The organism is Pseudomonas sp. GW460-12-10-14-TSB1, from assembly GCF_017349775.1.
Lineage (GTDB): Bacteria > Pseudomonadota > Gammaproteobacteria > Pseudomonadales > Pseudomonadaceae > Aquipseudomonas > Aquipseudomonas piscium.
The window spans coordinates 20,590-40,746 of the sequence record NZ_JACNAC010000051.1; the positions used below are offsets into that span (position 1 = coordinate 20,590).

Annotated in this window: 18 protein-coding genes; 11 read left to right on the forward strand and 7 right to left on the reverse strand. The window is 64.0% G+C overall.

The window, feature by feature from the left end:
- Nucleotides 1-55 precede the first annotated feature (55 nt).
- A complete protein-coding gene (gene hrpB / locus J4D52_RS23925; RefSeq protein ID WP_102676675.1) occupies nt 56-2,587 on the reverse strand; it encodes an ATP-dependent helicase HrpB in 2,532 nt (843 codons plus the stop codon).
- A gap of 117 nt (nt 2,588-2,704) precedes the next feature.
- Between hrpB and J4D52_RS23930 the strand changes: the two genes are divergently transcribed.
- Together J4D52_RS23930 and J4D52_RS23935 are read left to right on the forward strand one after the other, a co-directional pair.
- Complete coding sequence (locus J4D52_RS23930) at nt 2,705-3,124, forward strand: hypothetical protein (RefSeq protein ID WP_038635502.1); 420 nt, start codon at nt 2,705-2,707, stop codon at nt 3,122-3,124.
- A gap of 31 nt (nt 3,125-3,155) precedes the next feature.
- Complete coding sequence (locus tag J4D52_RS23935; RefSeq protein ID WP_102676676.1) at nt 3,156-4,052, forward strand: cation diffusion facilitator family transporter; 897 nt, start codon at nt 3,156-3,158, stop codon at nt 4,050-4,052.
- Here the strand turns inward: J4D52_RS23935 and J4D52_RS23940 are convergent.
- Nucleotides 4,046-5,044: a DUF6515 family protein gene (locus J4D52_RS23940; RefSeq protein ID WP_102676677.1), complete on the reverse strand. Its 999-nt coding sequence runs from the start codon at nt 5,042-5,044 to the stop codon at nt 4,046-4,048. The two genes, J4D52_RS23935 and J4D52_RS23940, sit on opposite strands and share 7 nt — an antisense overlap.
- Before the next feature lie 443 nt (nt 5,045-5,487).
- On the opposite strand from J4D52_RS23940, the gene J4D52_RS23945 reads away from it, so the two are divergent.
- Nucleotides 5,488-5,967, forward strand: a complete 480-nt coding sequence (locus J4D52_RS23945; RefSeq protein ID WP_009045772.1) for an Lrp/AsnC family transcriptional regulator — start codon at nt 5,488-5,490, stop codon at nt 5,965-5,967.
- Between the two features lie 226 nt (nt 5,968-6,193).
- A complete protein-coding gene (locus J4D52_RS23950; protein ID WP_007927060.1) occupies nt 6,194-6,403 on the forward strand; it encodes a DUF2788 domain-containing protein in 210 nt (69 codons plus the stop codon).
- Here the strand turns inward: J4D52_RS23950 and J4D52_RS23955 are convergent.
- From J4D52_RS23955 to J4D52_RS23970, 4 genes are all read right to left on the reverse strand, one after another.
- Nucleotides 6,398-7,039 carry a pseudouridine synthase gene (locus tag J4D52_RS23955; protein WP_025807657.1) on the reverse strand — a complete coding sequence of 214 codons (642 nt, stop codon included), beginning with the start codon at nt 7,037-7,039 and terminating at the stop codon, nt 6,398-6,400. The genes J4D52_RS23950 and J4D52_RS23955 overlap by 6 nt on opposite strands.
- Nucleotides 7,040-7,109: 70 nt before the next feature.
- Entirely contained in the window at nt 7,110-8,582 is a 1,473-nt protein-coding gene (gene amn, locus J4D52_RS23960; RefSeq protein WP_173678534.1) for an AMP nucleosidase, read from the reverse strand.
- Nucleotides 8,583-8,723: 141 nt separating this feature from the next.
- Nucleotides 8,724-10,373 (reverse strand): acyl-CoA dehydrogenase family protein, encoded by a 1,650-nt coding sequence (locus J4D52_RS23965; RefSeq protein ID WP_063433138.1) that lies wholly within the window; start codon nt 10,371-10,373, stop codon nt 8,724-8,726.
- A 75-nt stretch (nt 10,374-10,448) separates the two neighbouring features.
- Nucleotides 10,449-12,830: a hybrid sensor histidine kinase/response regulator gene (locus J4D52_RS23970; RefSeq protein ID WP_102676678.1), complete on the reverse strand. Its 2,382-nt coding sequence runs from the start codon at nt 12,828-12,830 to the stop codon at nt 10,449-10,451.
- 292 nt (nt 12,831-13,122) lie between these two features.
- Between J4D52_RS23970 and J4D52_RS23975 the strand changes: the two genes are divergently transcribed.
- The 4 genes from J4D52_RS23975 to J4D52_RS23990 all read left to right on the forward strand — a co-directional run bounded on the left by J4D52_RS23975 (nt 13,123) and on the right by J4D52_RS23990 (nt 16,634).
- Entirely contained in the window at nt 13,123-13,920 is a 798-nt protein-coding gene (locus J4D52_RS23975; RefSeq protein ID WP_063433186.1) for a hydroxymethylpyrimidine/phosphomethylpyrimidine kinase, read from the forward strand.
- Nucleotides 13,921-13,937: 17 nt separating this feature from the next.
- Nucleotides 13,938-14,555, forward strand: coding sequence for a thiamine phosphate synthase (thiE, locus tag J4D52_RS23980; RefSeq protein ID WP_025807666.1), 618 nt, complete (start codon nt 13,938-13,940; stop codon nt 14,553-14,555).
- Between the two features lie 24 nt (nt 14,556-14,579).
- A complete protein-coding gene (hemL, locus tag J4D52_RS23985) occupies nt 14,580-15,863 on the forward strand; it encodes a glutamate-1-semialdehyde 2,1-aminomutase (RefSeq protein ID WP_007927075.1) in 1,284 nt (427 codons plus the stop codon).
- A 216-nt stretch (nt 15,864-16,079) separates the two neighbouring features.
- Nucleotides 16,080-16,634: a tetratricopeptide repeat protein gene (locus J4D52_RS23990; RefSeq protein WP_007927077.1), complete on the forward strand. Its 555-nt coding sequence runs from the start codon at nt 16,080-16,082 to the stop codon at nt 16,632-16,634.
- Between the two features lie 47 nt (nt 16,635-16,681).
- Here the strand turns inward: J4D52_RS23990 and J4D52_RS23995 are convergent, their stop codons facing one another.
- The gene (locus J4D52_RS23995) at nt 16,682-17,008 is read right to left on the reverse strand and encodes a DUF1820 family protein (protein WP_007927079.1); all 327 of its coding nucleotides are present in this window, start codon (nt 17,006-17,008) and stop codon (nt 16,682-16,684) included.
- A 135-nt stretch (nt 17,009-17,143) separates the two neighbouring features.
- On the opposite strand from J4D52_RS23995, the gene miaB reads away from it, so the two are divergent.
- The 3 genes from miaB to ybeY all read left to right on the forward strand — a co-directional run bounded on the left by miaB (nt 17,144) and on the right by ybeY (nt 20,157).
- Complete coding sequence (miaB, locus tag J4D52_RS24000) at nt 17,144-18,472, forward strand: tRNA (N6-isopentenyl adenosine(37)-C2)-methylthiotransferase MiaB (protein ID WP_025807673.1); 1,329 nt, start codon at nt 17,144-17,146, stop codon at nt 18,470-18,472.
- Between the two features lie 178 nt (nt 18,473-18,650).
- A complete protein-coding gene (locus tag J4D52_RS24005) occupies nt 18,651-19,670 on the forward strand; it encodes a PhoH family protein (RefSeq protein ID WP_025807675.1) in 1,020 nt (339 codons plus the stop codon).
- Nucleotides 19,663-20,157 (forward strand): rRNA maturation RNase YbeY, encoded by a 495-nt coding sequence (gene ybeY / locus J4D52_RS24010; protein ID WP_102676679.1) that lies wholly within the window; start codon nt 19,663-19,665, stop codon nt 20,155-20,157. The genes J4D52_RS24005 and ybeY overlap by 8 nt, the downstream gene beginning before the upstream one ends.

A 20,157-nucleotide genomic window follows, 5' to 3' on the forward strand; every position in this document is an offset into this window, starting at 1 on the left:
GACCGCTGAAGGCCTTCGGCCTTATCGCAGCCTGCGGCAGCGGCTACAGGGTGGGTTATTTGCGGGGTTTGGCGCGGGCCGTGGCCTCGGCCACCAGCGGGTCATCCGGCCAGTAGTGTTTTGGGTAGCGGCCCTTGAGGTCCTTCTTCACCTCGGCGTAGGTGCTGCGCCAGAAGTTCGCCAGGTCCTGGGTGACCTGCACCGGCCGCCGTGCCGGGGACAGCAGGTGCAGCTTGACCACCTGTCGGCCACCGGCGATCCGTGGCGTTTCCGCCAGGCCGAACAACTCCTGCAGGCGCACCGCGAGAATCGGTGGCTGCTCGCTGTAATCGAGGCGGATCGACGAGCCGGACGGCACCCTCAGGTGATGCGGCGCCAGCTCGTCCAGGCGTTGCGGCAATGGCCATGGCAGCAGGTTGTGGACGATGCCGGCCAGCTCCAGGTTGGCGAAGTGGCTGAGACGCGAAACCTTGCCCAGGTACGGCAGCAGCCAGCTCTCCAGGCTCTTGAGCAGGGCCGCGTCACTGACATCCGGCCACTCACTCTCGCCCTTGGCCTCTAGATCGAGCTGGCGCAACAAGGCCACCCGGGCCTGCCACTGGCGCAACTCCGGGGTCCAGGGCAACAGTTCCAGGCCCTTGCGCCGCACCAGATTGACCAGGGCCTGGCACCGCGCCGCCTCGTCCAACCCGGTCAACGGCTCGCGGCTGAGCACCAGTTCGCCGACCTTGCGCTGCCGCTCGGCACGCAACACCCCTTCGCGCTCGTCCCAATCAAGCTGGTCGACGCTGCGCACCTGCTCGGCCAGGACCGAGTCGAACAGCGCCGGATCGAAATCCGCCGCCAGGTAGATACGCTCTTCCCGCTGCCCCTGGCGACTGCCCAGGTCGGCGATCACCAGCCAGGGCTGCTTCATCAGGCTGTCGGTCTCGCTGAACAGCGCCGCGCGGCCGTTGGCCAGCCGGTACTCGGCACCGCCGGGACGGCGTTGCTGGGCGACCCGATCCGGATAGGCCAGCGCCAGCAAGGCGCCCAGCCAGCGCGGATGGTCCGGGTCCGCCACCGCCTGGCTCGGCTGCCCACGCAGATAACCGCGGTACTGCCGGGCCAGCTGCCGAGCCCGCTGCACCCCGCCCTGGGCGCCACGGGCCGCGCGCTCCTCGCCGGACAGCAGCACCAGGCGGCTATGCAGGTCGGCACCGCCGCCGCGCAGGATGTCGCGCTCGCCGAGCAAGGCGGCGACGTCGCAGGCCATGTTCGCCAGCCCCAGGGCCTGGCCGCGCAACAACAGATGGGCAATGCGCGGATGGGCCGGCAACTCGGCCATCGCCTGGCCGTGGGGGGTCAGCTTCCAGTCCTCGCCGGCTTTGGCCGTCAGCGCGCCGAGGCGTTCGAGCAGGTCCTGGGCCTGGGCATAGGCCGCGCCGGGCGGCACATCCAGCCATACCAGTTGCGCTGGCGTCACACCCCAGCGCGCCAGCTGCAGGGCCAGGCCCGCCAGGTCCGCCTGGAGGATTTCCGCACTGCCATAGGCCGCCAGCTGTTCGTGTTGGTCCTGGGACCACAGGCGATAACACACGCCCGGCTCCAGGCGCCCGGCCCGACCGGCGCGCTGGGTGGCGCTGGCCCGGGAAATACGCTGGGTGTCGAGGCGGGTCATGCCGCTGCCCGGGTCGAAACGCGGCACCCGCGCCAGCCCGGCATCGACCACCACGCGCACGCCGTCGATGGTCAGGCTGGTCTCGGCGATGTTGGTCGCCAGCACCACTTTGCGCTGGCCAGGCGGAGCCGGTTCGATGGCCGCGCGCTGCGCCGCCAGGTCCAGCTCACCGTGCAGCGGACAGAGCAGGATCTCCGAGCGCTCGCCCACGGCATCGGCCAGCTGTTGATGCACCCGGCGGATCTCGGCCTGCCCCGGCAGGAACACCAGGACGCTACCGCTTTCATCGTTCAGCGCTTCAACAATGGTCTGCACCAGCCGCGGCTCGATGAACTCGCCCGGTTGGAAAGGCCGCCCCCAGCGCACATCGACCGGGAACATGCGGCCTTCGCTGCGCAGGATCGGCGCGTCGTCCAGCAGCCCGGCCAGGCGCTCGCCTTCCAGGGTCGCCGACATCAGGAGGATTTTCAGCGGCTGCTCGTCGCGGAACAGATCGCGGCCATTGAGGCTCAAGGCCAGGGCCAGGTCGGCGTCGAGGCTGCGCTCGTGGAATTCGTCGAAGATCAGCAGGCCGACGCCTTCCAGCGCCGGATCATCCTGCAGGCGACGGGTCAGGATGCCCTCGGTGACCACCTCGATGCGGGTATTCGGGCCGACCTTGCTGTCGAGGCGAATGCGGTAGCCCACGGTTTCGCCGACCTTTTCCCCCAGCTCGCTGGCCAGCCGCTCGGCCGCCGCCCGCGCCGCCAGGCGCCGCGGTTCGAGCATGAGAATGCGTTGTCCGGCCAGCCAGGGTTCGTTCAACAGGGCCAAAGGCACACGGGTGGTCTTACCGGCGCCGGGCGGTGCTTCGAGCACGGCCTCGTGACGTGTCGCCAGGGCTTCACGCAGGGCGGGTAAAACTTCATCAATTGGCAAAGAATTCATACTGGCTCCCAAACAGAGGCGCGAGTATAACGGCGAACTGCCTGGCGTTAATCACGGTCTGAATTCATACCGGCAACGCTTCAGCCTTGCTCTTTCGTGTCTGTTCAGGAGATTTACATGCGTATTCCTTTCCGCATCATCGGTGGCGTGCTGGTTGCCACCCTGCTGACTCAGCTCACCGCCTGCGGCTCGATCTTCTTCCCCGACCGGCGCGGCCAGATCGACGGCAAGATCGACCCGCTGGTAGCCGTGCTCGACGCCGTGGGCCTGCTGTTTTATGTGATCCCGGGGCTGATCGCCTTTGGCGTCGACTTCGCCACCGGCGCCATCTACCTGGAACCGGGCAAGACCGCGCAGATCGACCCGCACAAGCTGCAGCAAGCCATAGGCGCCGACGGCCAGGTCGATAACCACAAGTTGCAGGCTATCCTCGAAAGCGAGCTGGGCCGCAGCTTCCCGCTGGACGATCCACGCCTGATCCAGCACAAGGGCAGCGCGCAGCAACTGGCCCTGTACGGTCTGCAACCAGCAGCCTGACACTCGCGTTTCTTGAAGGAACAAGCCTTGTATGAGCAGTAACCCGGAACACGCGCGCCTGTTGCGCCTGGCCACCCGCGCTTCGCTGGCGGTGGCCAGTATCCTGATCGTGGCCAAGGCCATCGCCTGGTGGCTGAGCGGTTCGGTCAGCCTGCTGGCGGGCCTCACCGACTCGCTGCTCGATGGCGCCGCGTCGTTCCTCAACCTGTTGGCCGTGCATTACGCCCTGCGCCCGGCCGACGCCGATCACCGCTACGGCCATGGCAAGGCCGAGTCCTTGTCGGGCATGGCCCAGGCGCTGTTCATCGCGGTGAGCGCGGTGCTGATCGGGGTACAGGCCGTCGAGCGCTTGCAGAACCCCGAACCGCTGGGCGCGCCCTGGGTCGGTATCGGGGTGATGCTACTGTCCCTGGCGCTGACCATGGCGCTGCTGATGCTGCAGTCCCGGGTGATCCGCGAAACCGGCTCCACGGCGGTGCGTGCCGATTCGCTGCACTATCGCTCCGACCTGCTGCTCAACGGCAGCATCTTGCTGGCGCTGGTGCTGGCCAGTTTCGGCTGGCAGCAACTGGACGCCTGGTTCGGCCTGGCGATTGCCGTCTATATCCTGTGGAGCGCAATCCACATCGCCCGCGAAAGCGTGGCGGTGCTGATGGACGAGGAACTGCCGCCGGAAGTCAGCCAGCATATGCTGGAACTGGCGTGTAGCGTGCCTGGGGTGCTCGGCGCCCATGACCTGCGCACGCGGATTTCCGGCAGCCACTGGTTCGTACAGCTGCACCTGGAATTACCCGGGGAGCTGACCCTGTCGGTGGCCCACGGCATCAGCGATCAGGCCGCCGAGGCGATTCATGCAGCCTATCCGCGGGCCGAGGTGCTGGTGCACGCCGACCCGCAGGAAGTGGTGCAGGCCGCCCGGGCTCAGTAAGTCACCTGATAGCCGCGCGAGCTCAGGCAACCGCCCTGGGCCTGGCGGTAGGTCTGGACCACCTGCGGCGCCGGTGGATAGGTCATCGCCGCCGGGTCGAAGCCGCTCTGCTGCACCGCCCAGCGATAACAGTCGTAGCGATCCTGATTGATCTCCTGCGGGCTCTGCCCTCTGACCGGATAGGCCAGCACGTTGTAGTCACTGCCGGCCTGCGGCGGCGGGCTGGCCACCGGCGGCTCGACCACCACGTACTGCTGGGTACTGGCCTCGTAGCTGTAGTAGGCGCCCGCGGCCAGGAAGAACAGCGCGCTGCCGATCCACACTTCCCGCGCGTAGTCCGGCAGATAGGCCACACGGATCCCGTAGGGTGGGCGCACTACCACATACCGTGGGCCTTGCGGGCGATACCAGTAACCACCGGAGAAGAAATAGTCCTGGCCGCGATACGGTACGCGGTAATGCCGGTCCGGGAAGCGATCGATCACATAACCCGGCCGATATTGCTGGCCAGCCCCCCAGCCGTCGCCACGGCCGTCCGGACGGCCCGGCCAGCGATAGTCGTAGGGACGCGAGCCCGGCCCGCCGGCCTGCCAATGCTGGTTGTAGTCGTTACGGCGCGGGATGTCCCGGTAATAACCCTGGCGCGGCTCCTGGGTCTGGCGGACGGTATCGGGGCGGCCCTGGATCGGCAGGTTGGCGGACGGCTGCGCCTGTCGTCCCCGCCCTTCATCATTCGGCCCGTGGTTCTGCCAGCGCCCGTTCTCGACGTTGCGCTCGAACTGCTGGCTGTTGTCGCCGCGAATGATTTCAGTCTGCGGCCGCGGCTGATGGCTTTCGCCTCGCCCCTGGCTATTGCCCGGATACCCGTCGTTGCCGCGCTGGCCGCCATTGGACCAGCCACGGCCGTCATTGCGGTCATCGGCGAGCCCCTGCGCACTGACGCCCACACACAGCAAACCAACGCCTGCCAAACGCCAGATGCGCGATTTCATGCTATTCCTCACAACGGATAGGGGCCTGTAGTTAAGACTGGAAAAGCCCAGGCCGGTTCTGCCACAGGTTATCAGTCACAAAACTTATTTATTGAGGGCCCGGGGGATATTTCCTGGCGCGCAGGCAATAAAAAAGGGGGACCCGTCGGCCCCCCTTTGAGAATTTCGTCCGTGCTCGACGCTTATGACGCCGGCTCACCTCACGCCGTCTTCTGGACAGTGTGTAGCCCGGGGGCCGGCTCAACCCTGTGGGATTGGCGGCCGCGGCAGGCCTGATTCGGCGGGCCGCAGTGGACTCTATGTCCGGGCAGTGATTCTGGTGATAAGAATAGGCCTGGGGCGCCGGCAGAGGATTGCGAAGATTGCTCTGACAAACATGACTTGCGCAATTTTTAACTCAAGATAGATAATATCGCGCAATAGTTATTACAAAGGCCTGATCCATGAGCAAACTCGACCGATACGACCTCAGCATTTTGGCGGAATTGCAGCGCGACGCCCGCATCTCCAATCAGGAACTGGCCGAACGTATCGGCCTGTCGCCTTCGCCGTGCTCGCGTCGGGTCAAGCAACTGGAAGACGATGGCTACATTTCCCGCCAGGTCGCCCTGCTGGACCGCAAGATGCTCGGCCTGAGCCTCACCGCCTACGTGCTGATCGGCATGGACCGCCACACCCCCGAGCGTTTCGAGAACTTCGAGGCGGCGATCCGCAGCCTGCCGCAGGTCCTCGAATGCAGCCTGGTGACCGGGATGGACGCCGACTACCAGCTCAAGGTGGTGGTGCCGGACATGGATCACTACCAGAAACTGCTGCTGGGCCATCTGACCCGCATCGAAGGCGTGACCAGCGTGCGCTCCAGCTTCGTGCTCAACCAGGTACTCAACAGCACCGAACTGCCGCTGACTCACCTGCGCAACTGACCTGCCGTCATCCTGTAGGAGCAAGGGGGACGCCCAGTTCTTGCTCGCGATAAATGCTCCTGGCTACACATCACCTGAACCCAGAGATCGCTATCGCGAGCAAGCTTCGCTCCTACAAAAGCCCCCAACGGTGTGACGACGAAGCGCACCCGGATCAATGCCCGGCCGCGGCCCCTTGGCGTATACTCGCCCCGCCTTTTAGCCTTGCCTGCGCTGGAGATGTTCGATGGATCCTGCAGTATTCGAAGAGTGGATGATGACCGGTCTGGTGACCATCCTGATCATTTTCATGGCCTTCATCGTCTGGGATCTGGCGAAGAAGTCCAAGGCCGGACGTTTCGGTTCGTTCATTCTGTTCTTCGTCCTGGGCCTGGGCGTGGCCGCGTTCATCATCAAGAGCGTGGTGATCGGCCTGATCGAGTCCGGCGCCCTATAAGCGCGCCGGAACCTCCTTCCACTGGCCCTGGTCGAGCCCTTCGATCGTCCAGTCGCCGATCCTGACCCGCACCAAACGTAATGTCGGCAAACCCACGGCAGCGGTCATGCGCCGCACCTGGCGATTGCGCCCCTCACGAATGACCAACTCCAGCCAACTGGTGGGCACGCTCTTGCGAAAGCGCACCGGCGGGTTGCGCGGCCACAGCTGCGGCTCTTCCAACTGCCGGGCTTCGGCCGGCAGGGTCATGCCGTCATTCAATTCCACGCCATCACGCAGACGCTGCAGTTGCTCGGCCGTGGGCTCCCCTTCCACCTGCACCCAATAGGTCTTGGCCAGCTTGTGCTTGGGATCGGCAATGCGCGCCTGCAACTGGCCGTCGTTGGTCAGCAGCAGCAAGCCTTCGCTGTCGCGGTCCAGGCGGCCGGCCGGGTAGATGCCGGGTATCGCGATGAAGTCCTTGAGGGTCGCCCGCCCTTCGCCGTCGCTGAACTGGGTCAGCACATCGAAGGGTTTGTTGAACAGGATCAGCTTCGGCTCGGCCGGTGGCGCTTTGGCAACTCGGCGCGGCGCGGAAGAAGACGAAGGGCTCTTCACGCCGGGGCGGCGGGAAGCGGGACGAGGAGGACGAGACATGGCGAAAAGAACATCTAACGGTCAGGGCCGACCATGCTAGTGGCCTGACCGTTAAATGACCATCCCGCGATCAGCGGAACGGCGGCTCGTCGAAGCTGCGCAGCTTGCGCGAGTGCAGCGAGTTGAGCTCGGTACGCAGCAGGTCCACCGCGGCGATACCGATCTTCAGGTGCTGACTGACCGCGCGCTCATAAAAGGCGTTGGCCGAACCCGGCAGCTTGATTTCGCTGTGCAACGGCTTGTCCGAGACGCAGAGCAAAGTGCCGTACGGCACCCGCAGGCGATAACCCTGGGCGGCGATGGTGCCGCTTTCCATGTCCACCGCCACGGCGCGGGACAGGTTGATCAGCGGACGCTCCTGGGCCCAGCGCAACTCCCAGTTACGGTCGTCGTAGGTCAGCACGGTGCCGGTGCGCAGGCGTTTTTTCAGGTCGTCGCCCTTCTCGCCGGTGACGTTGGCGGCGGCCTGCTGCAAGGCCAACTGCACTTCGGCCAGGGCCGGAATCGGAATGTTCGGCGGCACCACACGATCGAGAATACCGTCGCGACGCATGTAGGCGTGGGCCAGCACGTAGTCGCCGATGGTCTGCGACTGCCGCAGGCCACCGCAGTGGCCGATCATCAGCCAGCAGTGCGGACGCAATACTGCCAGGTGGTCGGTGATGTTCTTGGCGTTGGACGGGCCGACGCCGATGTTCACCAGGGTCACCCCGTGGCCGTCGCTGGCCTGCAGGTGATAAGCCGGCATCTGGTAGCGGTGCCAGACCACCCCGGCGGCGATCGACGAGGCTTCGCCGTGGTCCATGCCCTTCTCGATGATCACATTGCCCGGCAGGACCATGCGCACGAACCGCGGATCGCTGCGCAGCTGCTCAAGACCGTGGGTGATGAACTGGTCGACATAGCGGTGGTAGTTGGTCAGCAGGATCCATGGCTGAACATGGCGCCAGTCGCTACCGGTGTAGTGCACCAGGCGACGCAGGGAGAAATCCACCCGCGCGGCATCGAACAGCGCCAGGGGCAGCGGATGGGTGTTTTCCCAATCGTACAATCCGTCGGCGATGCCATCGGTGGCGGCGGACAGGTCGGTGCTGGGGAATACCCGCGCCAGCACCGCGGCGGTGACGCCGGAACCGGCCAGTTCATCGCCCTGCTCGACCACGTACGGATACGGGATGTTCTGCTCGCTGACACCCACTTCCACGGTCACGGTGAAGTCGTGCATCAGTGGTATCAGCTGTTCCAGCAGGTACTTGCGGAAGGCGGAAGGATGGGTGACCGTGACGCTGTAGGTGCCCGGCAACTGGACCTTGGCGTAGGCCCGGGTGGTCTGCGGGACTTCGCCCTGGCAGTGATAGGTCAGGCGCAATTCCGGGTAACGAAACAGGGCGCGCTGTTCGGCGTCCGGTTCGACACGATCCTTGAGGTAACGCTTGAGCGCCTGGCTCAGCGACGTGGTGGCCCGCTCATGCAAAGCGGCAAGCCGGTCCACGGCTTGCTCGGCGGTTTGAACGACAATAAAAGCTTCGGTCACGGTAAGCATCCTGTGTTCTGATCTTGCAGGCCTTCATCTTGCCTGCAACGCCGTCTCACGGGAACAGTGGAATGGCCCGGGCCGTCAGGTTCTTGCTCGCGATCCTCACCGCGAACAAGAACCGGGCGCACCCGCTCGTCTAAAGATTGATCAGAAGCCCGTCGGGGTCGAGCGCGCGACTATCGCCTCGACATCCAGGCCCCGCGGCAAGGTACCGTAGACCCGTCCCGCCGAACCCAGGCGACTGGCGATAAAGGCATCGCTGACCGCTGCGTTGCCGGCTTCCAGCAACAGCTTGGCCTGCAGGCCCAGGGCGATGTCCTCGGTCAACTGGCGGGCGCGGTACTGAATGTCGTCGGTGTCCTGGAAGGCACCTTTCAGGTTGGCGATATGCGCCGCCAGACGCCTGTCGCCATGGCCGTCGCCCAGCTCGGCGAACAAGGCATCGAGCACGCCCGGCTCCTTGGACAAGGCGCGCAGCACGTCCAGGCACTGCACGTTGCCGGAGCCTTCCCAGGTCGAGTTGACCGGTGCTTCGCGATACAGCCGCGGCAGGATGCTCTCCTCGACATAACCGGCGCCGCCCATGCACTCGGCGGCTTCGTTGATCATTGCCGGGGCCCGCTTGCAGATCCAGTACTTGCCCACCGCCGTCACCAGTCGCGAGAACATTGCTTCCTGTGGGTCATCCAGGTTGTCCAGCGCACGGCCCATACGCAGGCTCAAGGCCAGCGCCGCCTCGCTTTCCAGCGCCAGGTCGGCCAGTACGTTCTGCATCAAGGGCTGCTCGCTGAGCACCCGACCGCCCACCAGCCGATGGGCACAGTGATGGCTGGCCTGGGTCAGCGCCTGGCGCATCAGCGAGCTGGAACCGACCATGCAATCGAAGCGGGTCATGGCCACCATCTCGATGATGGTCGGCACACCGCGTCCTTCTTCACCGATCATCCACGCCAGGGCCCCGCGGAACTCCACTTCGCTGGAAGCATTGGAGCAGTTGCCGAGCTTGTTTTTCAGGCGCTGGATATAGAACTGGTTGCGGCTGTCGTCCGGACGATGGCGAGGCAACAGGAAGCAGGTCAGGCCTTTTTCGGTCTGGGCCAGGGTCAGGAAGGCGTCGCACATCGGCGCCGAACAGAACCATTTGTGGCCCACCAGCTCATAGGCCTGCCCCGGCCCCGTAGCGCCCACCGGATATGCCTTGGTGGTGTTGGCGCGCACATCGGTACCGCCCTGTTTCTCGGTCATCGCCATGCCAATGGTGACGCCGGCCTTGTGGGCCATGCCGACATTGCGCGGGTCATATTCGGTGGCGAGCACTTTCGGCAGCCATTGCTCGGCGAGGTCCGGCTGCAGTTTCAGCGCCGGCACACAGGCGAAGGTCATGGTCAGCGGACAACCGCTGCCGGCTTCGGCCTGGCTGTGCAGATAGGACATGGCGGCGCGGGCCACATGCGCCCCGGCCTGCGGATGAACCCAGGGCAAGGACGTCAGGCCGTGCTCGATAGCGGTACGCATCAGCTCGTGATAGGCCGGGTGAAACTCCACCAGGTCGAGGCGATGACCGTAACGGTCATGGCTGGTGAACACTGGCTTGTTCTGGTTGGCCAGGAACCCCGCCTCCATCAGCGGCCCACCGGCCAGGGCACCATAGGCGTCGATCCGCGATTCGGCCCAGCCGGCGCCGAAACGCCGTGCCCACTCCTGCAACGGCAGATCGATTCGATAGAGGTTGGTACCGTCCAGGGAAGGTGGCTGGTTGGTGACTTCGTGGGTCTCGGCGAACTGGTGCAGGTTCATCTCGGGGCTCCTTGAGGGGTGTGCCAGAACCTCAGTTAAGCACCCCCTCCCCGACGAACAAAGTGGCATACCCGCCTAAATGCCGGCGCTTTCGCCCTGCTCCTGAGCCAGCACGCGACGCGCCAGAAGGCTTTGCAACTCTTCGAATTTCACCGGCCAGGAGAGGTAATCGAGCAGGCAGCGCTCAGCCTCCAGACCATGCACCGAAGCCGACACCAACAGCACCGGCAACCCGGCGCAACCCGGCATGCCATGCATCTGGTCGCACAGCTTGAGCGCCTCGGCCTGCTCGATCTGGCAATCGAGCAACACCGCGTCCACCGACTCTCGGCGCAACAACGCCAGCGCCCCGCGAGCGTTCTCCGCCGTGCGCACCTGATAGCCCAGCTTGAGCAGCATGCCGCGGATCACCAATTGATTGATGCTGTTGTCGTCCACCAGCAGCACGCTGCAATCCTGCGGCATGCGTCGGGCGGGGCGGACCCGCAAGGCCGACTGGCCCGCCATCGGCTGCTCGCCGCCCAGATCGAAGGTCACCTCCAGGCGGAAACAGCTGCCACGCCCCGGCTCCGATTCGTGGGTCAGGTGGCCGCCCAGCAGATCCACCAGCTGCCGACAGATCGCCAGCCCCACGCCCAGCCCGCCGTATTCACGGGTCATCGAACCATCGAGCTGGAAGAAACGCTGATACAGCGAAGCCTCATCGAGATTGACGAAACCGATGCCGGTGTCGATCACCGCGAAGGTCATCGCCATCCGTCCCGGCGCCGCCGGCTTGCCGGTCACTCGCAGGACCAGGCCGCCCACCCGGGTGAACTTGATGGCATTGTCCAGCAGGCACTCCAGGCACTGGCTCAACTTGCCGCGATCGCCCAACAGCCGATCGGGCAGCCCGGCGGCCAGGTCGACATCGAAGCCCAGCCCCTTGGCCGAGGCATTGGCGGAAAACTGGCCCAGCAAGGCATCGAGCAGCGAACGCAGGCTGAAGGTCTCGCGTTGGGCGCTGAGCTTGCCGGCCTGCAGCTCGGTCAGGGTCAGGATGCCGTTGACCATGCGCATCATGTCCCGGGCCGAACCGGCGGCGGTCTGCTGGTATTGCTCCAGTTCCGGATCGAGATCGAGGGTCTGCATCAGCTCCAGGGAACCGATCACACCATTCATCGGCGTGCGCAGTTCGTGGGTCAGGGTGGCGAGGAACTCATCCTTGAGCCGGTTGCTGTGGGCCAGTTGCTGGTTGAGCACTTCGAGCTTCTGCCCGGCATCGAACAGGGTCTGGGCCTGCTGCTCGCGCATCGAGTTGATACGGTCGGCCAGGGCTAGCGATAACAGCGCCACTTCGATGGCAGAACCGATCTGGCTGGAATACATGGTCAGGAACATATTCGGCAGATAACCCAGCACCATCAGGGTATTGATGATCCCGCCCACCAGGAACGCCGACCAGGCGATGATGAAGTAGCGCGCCACCCGCATGCCGCGGCACCAGGCGACGATGCCGGAGACGAAGATCACCACGGTGAAGATCAGCGCCAGGGCCGTGGCCAGGCGCAACGCCAGGGCGTAGCTGGTCATCAGCGACAGGGCCACCACCACGGCGCTGCACAGGATCAGCACCAGCAGCAGGCGGTCGACCCAGCGGCTGTGACGGGCGGTCTGCAGGAAACTGCGGGCGAACTGGCTGCCGAACAAGGCCGCCGCGCCAATGAAAAATGGGGTCGCCGCGTTGGCCCACCACGGGTTGTCCGGCCAGAAGTACTCCACCGCGGCGCCGTTCACCGACACCTGGTACAGACCGAACGAGGCGATGTAGAGGATGTAATAGAGGTAACTGGTGTCGCGCACGCTCAGGTAAATGAACAGGTTGTAGACCAGCATCCCCAGCAGCACGCCGTAGATCAGGCCGAGCACATACAGGCGCACCGGCTGTGCTTCCAGGTACGCCGTGCTGGACCAGAGCGTCACCGGCGCCTGGACCGAGCCCTGGCTCTGCAGGCGCAGGAACAGGGTCTTTTGCTCGTAGGGCGCAAAGCTCAGGTCGAACAGGTAATTGTTCTGGCGGATTTGCCGGCTGTCGAACGGCAAGGCATCGCCGGTGCGCTGGGCCAGACGGTAGCCACCGGCCTCATCGGGCAGATACAGCTCCAGATGATCGAGAGGCGGATAGGCCAGTTCCAGCAGCCAGGTGTGTCGTATGGAAGGGTTGGCGGGACGGTAGCTGAGGTCGATTTTCAGCCAGAAGGCCGAGCGGGAGTAACCGGCGTTGAGGGTGGGCTTGTCATGGGCTTTGAAACTGCCGGCCATGGCCGGTGAACTGACATCCGCGATCGTTGCCTGACCACTCGCGTCTTCAAACACCTGCATCACCCGACCCAAGGGCAGGCTCTGGGTGAACTCGTCGAACTCGACCGCGCCAGCCAGCATCGGCAAGCTCAACAGCAACATCAGCAAATAGCGCATAAAGCCCCAGCGTGGCCTGTCCGGTGGTGTCAGGAAGCCCCCCATTTCCCTTTGAGTAGACGTAAGACCGGCATGACCTGTTATTGGTTTGGATCCACTCTAGCATAGCCGTTGGTGGCCAAAGAACACCACGAAAAGTTTTAGTTTAAAGGCTCTAGAACGGGCGTTTCAGCGCTATCCATTGATCTAGAGCTGTTGCCTCGGTCAACTTGTCGGCAAGGTGGAAAATCCAGCCCCGACCGACACGCGAGGAGCCGTGCAAAAAAGACGTTTGGTGGTAAGCTCGCGCACCATGAATATCTACAGCTCTCGCCCCGTTGTCCTCTGTCTCTCCGGCCACGACCCCAGTGGTGGCGCCGGCCTGCAGGCAGATATCGAAGCCCTGCTCGCCCAGGGTTGCCATGCAGCTCCCGCTGTGACCGCGCTGACCGTGCAGGATACGGTCAACGTCAGCGACTTCCGTGTGCTGGATCGCGAGTGGGTGCTGGCCCAGGCCAACGCCGTGCTCAACGACTCCAGGGTCGCCGCGGTCAAGCTGGGCATGCTCGGCTCGCTGGAAATGGTCGACACCGTGGTCGAGCTGTTGCAGGCCCATCCGCACCTGCCGATGGTCTGCGACCCGGTATTGCGCGCCGGCGGCGGTGGACGCCTGGGCAAGGACGAGGTCGGTTACGCCATGCGTGAACGCCTGCTGCCACTGGCGACCATCGCCACCCCGAACCTTCCTGAAGCACGAATCCTCGCCGAATTGCCCGAAGGCAGCGCGGACCAGTGCGCGGAAAAACTCCTGCCGTTCGTCAAACACCTGCTGATCACCGGCGGCCATGGCGACGAGCACGAAGTGCATAATCGCCTGTACAGCCGCGACGGCAGCCGTCACACCTACACCTGCCAGCGGCTGCCGGGCAGCTATCACGGTTCCGGCTGCACCCTGGCCAGCGCCCTGGCCGGACGCCTGGCCCAGGGCGAAAGCCTGGCCAGCGCCGTGAAGTCGGCCCTCGATTACACCTGGCGCACCCTGCGCGACGCCGAGCAACTGGGTCAAGGCCAGTTCGTACCGCGCCGCCTGCCGCTGGACTTCTGCTCGTAAGCCATGAGGCTCGCTCGATGAAACTACGTGGTCTGTATGCCATTACCGACAGCCAACTGTTGGCCGGCAAGTTCCTGCAGTACGTGGAGGCGGCGCTCGACGGTGGCGTGACCCTCCTGCAATACCGCGACAAAAGCAGCGACGAGGCCCGCCGCCTGCGCGAAGCCGAAGCCCTGCACAACTTGTGCGAGCGCTACAAGACCCAACTGATCATCAACGACGATGCCGAATTGGCCGCGCGTATCGGCGTCGGCGTGCACTTGGGCCAGACCGACGGTCCGCTGACTCCAGCCCGCGCCCTGCTCGGCCGCCAGGCGATCATCGGCTCGACCTGCCACGCCCAACTGGAGCTGGCCGAACAAGCCGCCAACGAAGGCGCCAGCTATGTCGCCTTCGGTCGCTTCTTCAATTCCAACACCAAGCCCGGCGCACCGATGGCCAACCTGGAACTGCTGGACCAGGCCCGCGCCAGGCTGCACCTGCCGATCTGCGCGATCGGCGGCATCACCCTGGAGAACGCCGCGCCGCTGGTCGCCCATGGCGTCGACCTGCTGGCCGTGGTCCACGGCCTGTTCGGCGCCGACAGCGCCCAGGAAGTGACCCGCCGCGCCCGCGCCTTTAATGCCCTCTTCTAACTGCTGACTTCCGAGAGCCCGATCATGTCTCGTTCCGAAACCCTGTTTGCCAATGCCCAGAAACACATCCCCGGTGGCGTGAACTCGCCCGTACGCGCGTTCAAGAGCGTGGGCGGCACGCCGCTGTTCTTCAAGCACGCCGAAGGTGCCTACGTCACCGACGAAGACGACAAGCGCTATGTGGACTACGTGGGTTCCTGGGGGCCGATGATCCTCGGCCACAGCCATCCGGACGTGCTGGACGCGGTGCGCAAACAGCTGGAACACGGCCTGTCCTACGGCGCCCCGACCGCCATGGAAACCGAAATGGCCGACCTGGTCTGCTCCATCGTGCCGTCCATGGAAATGGTGCGCATGGTCAGCTCCGGCACCGAAGCGACCATGAGCGCGATCCGCCTGGCCCGTGGTTTCACCGGCCGCGACAGCATCATCAAGTTCGAAGGCTGCTACCACGGCCACTCCGACAGCCTGCTGGTCAAGGCCGGCTCCGGCGCACTGACCCAGGGCGTGCCAAGCTCGGCCGGCGTACCGGCGGCCTTCGCCAAACACACCCTGACCCTGCCGTTCAACGACATCGACGCGGTCGAGAAGATGCTCGCCGAAGTCGGCCAGGAAGTGGCCTGCATCATCGTCGAGCCAGTGGCCGGCAACATGAACTGCGTGCCACCGGCGCCGGGCTTCCTCGAAGGCCTGCGCAGCCTGTGCGACAAGCACGGCGTGGTGCTGATCTTCGATGAAGTGATGACCGGTTTCCGCGTCGCCCTCGGCGGCGCCCAGGCGCACTACGGCGTTACCCCGGACCTGTCCACCTTCGGCAAGATCATCGGCGGCGGCATGCCGGTGGGCTGCTTCGGCGGCAAACGCCAGATCATGGAACACATCGCGCCGCTGGGCCCGGTCTACCAGGCCGGCACCCTGTCGGGTAACCCGCTGGCCATGGCCGCGGGCCTGACCACCCTGCGCCTGATCAGCCGCCCGGGCTTCCATGCCGAGCTGAGCGACTACACCAGCCGCCTGCTCGACGGCCTGCAGCAACGCGCTGACGCCGCCGGCATCCCGTTCGTGACCACCCAGGCGGGCGGCATGTTCGGCCTGTACTTCAGCGGCGCCGACGATATCGTCACCTTCGACGACGTGATGGCCAGCGATGCCAACCTGTTCAAACGCTTCTTCCACCTGATGCTCGAAGGCGGTGTCTACCTGGCCCCGAGCGCCTTCGAAGCCGGCTTCACCTCGATCGCCCACGGCGACGCCGAGCTGAAGCTGACCCTGGACGCGGCCGAACGCGCTTTCGCCGCCCTGAAGTAACCTTCCCTGCCAAACCGGCGCCAGTACTTCGTGGCGCCGGTTTTATGCCGCATTCCCGCCCCAACTCCCGAAACAGCCCCGAAAGCGGCGGATATCGCGCCCGCGCAGCAGAAAAACGAGTAAAGACTTTGTAAGGTTGGCCCTGCTTATTTCATAATGCGCGCTTATTGGATCCCTCGATGGGTCCGCGCGCCCTTCAGAGGTAAGTCGATTCCCATGAACCGCACCGGCCGCGCCCTTGCACTGGGCTGCCTGTTGCTCCTTCAGCCCCTGCTCGCGCACGCACAAGCAGGCGGCAACTCGTTGTTGATCCCAGCGATGGGTCGCTGCACCCTCAATACTCAGTCACAGGATCTGTCCGAGGCCCTGGCGGTCTGCCAGAAGGCGGCTGACGAAGGGGATGCGCAAGCGCAATACGAGTTGGGCGAGTTCTACTACGAAGGTAAAAATACCCCGCGCGATCTCAATCAGGCCCTGAGCTACTTTGAAAAGGCCTCGCTGCAAGGCCACGCCCAGGCGCAATTCAAGCTCGGCACCATGTTCTTCCGCGGCGAAGGCGTACCGGCCAACAACGTTCAGGCTTATATCGTGCTGAAGATGGCGGCGGTCAATGGCGCCGAAGAGGCACTGGACACAGCCGATGAAGTGGCCGAGCACATGCAGCGCGATGAGCTGGAAGTCGCCACCCAGGTACTGGGGCAGATTTTCCGCAAATACCTGATGGAATTGCAGAGCGCCGACGGGCGTTCGCCCTTTTCACCCCTGCCTTGAGCGCATCGCGAGCAAACTTGCTCGCGATAGCAGGATCGATACAGCCCTTACTTCTCAGGCATCGGCATCGGAAACGGCATGACGTTGCTCACGCCACGCGCCTCGCTGATCTTCGGCGTACCCAGGCGCTCGACCTCGTCGATGCGCACGATCGAATGCATCGGCACAAAGCTGCGCACCACGCCTTCGAACTGGGCCTTGAGCTTCTCTTCGCTCGGATCGACGACCACTTGCGTGCGCTCGCCAAAGACGAACTCTTCCACCTCCAGGAAACCCCACAGATCACTTTGATAGATCTGCTTGGCGTACATTTCGAACACCTGTCCCTGGTTGAGGAAAATCACCTTGTAGATTGGAGCTTCACGTTTGGTCATGGTGGGCGGGTAACACATCGGGGGATATAAAAGAGGGCGCGAACTATAGCATAGCCACCGGACGCGCAGCGGTAGGAACCTCAGGCCATGTTCCCTATAATGCGCGGTTCTTTGAATCAGGTGATGACCCCGTCCATGGCCAAGAAGCTTTACATAGAAACCCACGGTTGCCAGATGAACGAGTACGACAGCTCGCGCATGGTCGATCTGCTGGGTGAACACCAGGCCCTGGAAGTCACCGCCCGCGCCGAAGACGCGGACGTCATCCTGCTCAACACCTGCTCGATCCGCGAACGGGCCCAGGACCGGGTGTATTCCCAGCTGGGTCGCTGGCGCGAACTGAAGCTGGCCAACCCGGAAATGGTCATCGCTGTCGGCGGTTGCGTGGCCAGCCAGGAAGGCGCGGCCATCCGTGACCGGGCGCCGTACGTCGACGTGGTCTTCGGCCCGCAGACCCTGCACCGGCTGCCGGAAATGATCGATGCCGCCCGCAGCAGCAAGCTGCCGCAGGTCGACGTCTCGTTCCCGGAAATCGAAAAATTCGACCACCTGCCGGAGCCGCGCATCGACGGTCCGAGCGCCTATGTCTCGGTGATGGAAGGCTGCAGCAAGTACTGCACCTTCTGCGTGGTGCCTTACACCCGTGGCGAAGAAGTCAGCCGGCCGTTCGACGACGTGATCTCCGAAATCATCCATCTGGCGGAAAACGGCGTGCGCGAAGTCACCCTGCTGGGGCAGAACGTCAACGGCTATCGCGGCCAGACCCATGATGGCCGCCTGGCCGACCTCGCCGAACTGATCCGCGTGGTTGCCGCGGTCGATGGCATCGAGCGCATCCGCTACACCACCTCCCACCCGCTGGAGTTCTCCGACAGCCTGATCCAGGCCCACGCCGAAGTGCCGGAACTGGTGAAACACCTGCACTTGCCGGTGCAATCGGGCTCCGACCGGATTCTCGCAGCCATGAAGCGCAACCACACAGCACTGGAATACAAGTCCAAGCTGCGCAAACTGCGCGCTGCGGTGCCGGGCATCTGCATCAGCTCGGACTTCATCGTCGGTTTCCCCGGCGAGACCGAAAAAGACTTCGAACAGACCATGAAGCTGATCGAAGACGTCGGCTTCGACTTTTCCTACTCGTTCGTCTACAGCCAGCGCCCGGGCACCCCGGCCGCCGATCTGGCGGACGACACCCCGGAAGAGTTGAAAAAGGAACGCCTGAACGCCCTGCAGCACCGGCTGAATCAACAAGGGTTCGAAATCAGCCGACAGATGGTCGGCTCGATCCAGCGCATCCTGGTCACCGACTACTCGAAGAAAGACCCGGGCGAGCTGCAGGGGCGGACCGAGAACAACCGTATCGTCAACTTCCGCTGCGACAATCCCACGCTGATCGGTCAATTTGCCGATGTGCACATCGACTCCGCCCAGCCTCACTCGCTGCGCGGATCGCTGCTGCAATAATCTCCTGCCGATGCTGACTGACCAGCGGTAGCGGCCTCGGGCACGCCATCGCTGGAAAGCCGGCTTCCAAGGAAAATGTGGCGAAAGACATTGCGTTGTATAAGAGCTTTCGCACCCAGGCCACTGGCGTTATCCTTGAATTCATCCTTTATTGCCGTTGGGCGGCTAAAAAACGACCTTGAACGCACCCATAGAACCACATCGCTTTATCCTCGAGCCCTTTGAGGCTCGCCGCTTCGCCAATCTGTGCGGGCAATTCGACGAGCATTTGCGCTTGATCGAGCAGCGCCTGACCATCGAGATCCGCAACCGCGGCAATCAGTTCGAACTGATCGGCGAACCCAAGCACACCACCTCCGCGGAAAACCTCCTGCGCCGCCTGTACCGGGAAACCAAGGGTACCGAGCTGTCGCCGGACATGGTGCACCTGTTCCTCCAGGAATCCGCCGTCGAAGAGCTGAACAATCACCCTGTCGCCGAAGCGGCCGTGGCCCTGCGCACCAAAAAAGGCATGATTCGCCCACGCGGCTTGAATCAGCAGCGCTACGTCAAGGAAATCCTCGGCAACGACATCAACTTCGGCATCGGCCCGGCCGGTACCGGCAAGACCTACCTGGCCGTGGCCTGTGCGGTAGATGCCCTGGAGCGCGAACAGGTACGGCGCATCCTGCTGGTGCGTCCGGCGGTCGAGGCCGGTGAGAAACTCGGCTTCCTGCCTGGCGACCTGGCCCAGAAGATCGACCCGTACCTGCGCCCCTTGTATGACGCGCTGTATGAAATGCTCGGCTTCGAGCATGTCGCCAAGCTGATCGAACGCCAGGTCATCGAGATCGCTCCGCTGGCCTACATGCGCGGCCGTACGCTGAACAACAGTTTCATCATCCTCGACGAAAGCCAGAACACCACCGTCGAGCAGATGAAGATGTTCCTGACCCGGATCGGCTTCGGCTCCACCGCCGTGATCACGGGCGACATCACCCAGGTCGACCTGCCCAAGGGCACCAAGTCCGGCCTGGCCCATGTGATCAACGTACTCAAGGACGTCCCGGGCATCAGCTTCACCCACTTCATGCCCAAGGACGTGGTGCGCCATCCGCTGGTGCAACGCATCGTCGAAGCCTACGAGCGCTTCGAGCAGCGCGTGGCCGACGAGTCCGCCCAGTCCGCCGCGGAAAAAGGCAATCGCCACGATGCTTGAGCTTGATCTGCAACTGGCAAGCGACAAGCCTGCTCCCAGCGAAGCCCAGTTCCGCCAATGGTGTGAGCTGGCCCTGCGCCAGCGCACAGCCGACTCGGAACTGACCATCCGCCTGGTGGACGAGCCCGAAGGCCGCGAACTGAACCACACCTGGCGGCAGAAGGACTACGCCACCAACGTCCTGTCGTTCCCCGCCGATGTGCCGGACGAACTGCTGGACATTCCCTTGCTCGGCGACCTGGTGATCTGCATCGAAGTGGTCGAGCGCGAAGCCGCCGAACAAGGCAAGGACCTCCAGGCCCACTGGGCCCATCTGGTGATTCACGGCTGCTTGCATCTATTGGGTTACGACCATATAGATGACGACGAAGCCGAAGAAATGGAAGCACTGGAACGAACGTTGCTTGCAGAATTGGGTCATCCCGACCCTTATGCGGACGACGAAACCGAAGAACATCCATCTGTAACAACCAAGGATTTAGAGTAA

Bases quoted from the DNA above. Each gene is read 5' to 3' on its own strand.
- hrpB (WP_102676675.1), bottom strand. From the start codon at position 2,587: ATGAATTCTTTGCCAATTGATGAAGTTTTACCCGCCCTGCGTGAAGCC.
- J4D52_RS23930 (WP_038635502.1), top strand. From the start codon at position 2,705: ATGCGTATTCCTTTCCGCATCATCGGTGGCGTGCTGGTTGCCACCCTG.
- J4D52_RS23935 (WP_102676676.1), top strand. From the start codon at position 3,156: ATGAGCAGTAACCCGGAACACGCGCGCCTGTTGCGCCTGGCCACCCGC.
- J4D52_RS23940 (WP_102676677.1), bottom strand. From the start codon at position 5,044: ATGAAATCGCGCATCTGGCGTTTGGCAGGCGTTGGTTTGCTGTGTGTG.
- J4D52_RS23945 (WP_009045772.1), top strand. From the start codon at position 5,488: ATGAGCAAACTCGACCGATACGACCTCAGCATTTTGGCGGAATTGCAG.
- J4D52_RS23950 (WP_007927060.1), top strand. From the start codon at position 6,194: ATGGATCCTGCAGTATTCGAAGAGTGGATGATGACCGGTCTGGTGACC.
- J4D52_RS23955 (WP_025807657.1), bottom strand. From the start codon at position 7,039: ATGTCTCGTCCTCCTCGTCCCGCTTCCCGCCGCCCCGGCGTGAAGAGC.
- amn (WP_173678534.1), bottom strand. From the start codon at position 8,582: ATGCTTACCGTGACCGAAGCTTTTATTGTCGTTCAAACCGCCGAGCAA.
- J4D52_RS23965 (WP_063433138.1), bottom strand. From the start codon at position 10,373: ATGAACCTGCACCAGTTCGCCGAGACCCACGAAGTCACCAACCAGCCA.
- J4D52_RS23970 (WP_102676678.1), bottom strand. From the start codon at position 12,830: ATGCGCTATTTGCTGATGTTGCTGTTGAGCTTGCCGATGCTGGCTGGC.
- J4D52_RS23975 (WP_063433186.1), top strand. From the start codon at position 13,123: ATGAATATCTACAGCTCTCGCCCCGTTGTCCTCTGTCTCTCCGGCCAC.
- thiE (WP_025807666.1), top strand. From the start codon at position 13,938: ATGAAACTACGTGGTCTGTATGCCATTACCGACAGCCAACTGTTGGCC.
- hemL (WP_007927075.1), top strand. From the start codon at position 14,580: ATGTCTCGTTCCGAAACCCTGTTTGCCAATGCCCAGAAACACATCCCC.
- J4D52_RS23990 (WP_007927077.1), top strand. From the start codon at position 16,080: ATGAACCGCACCGGCCGCGCCCTTGCACTGGGCTGCCTGTTGCTCCTT.
- J4D52_RS23995 (WP_007927079.1), bottom strand. From the start codon at position 17,008: ATGACCAAACGTGAAGCTCCAATCTACAAGGTGATTTTCCTCAACCAG.
- miaB (WP_025807673.1), top strand. From the start codon at position 17,144: ATGGCCAAGAAGCTTTACATAGAAACCCACGGTTGCCAGATGAACGAG.
- ybeY (WP_102676679.1), top strand. From the start codon at position 19,663: ATGCTTGAGCTTGATCTGCAACTGGCAAGCGACAAGCCTGCTCCCAGC.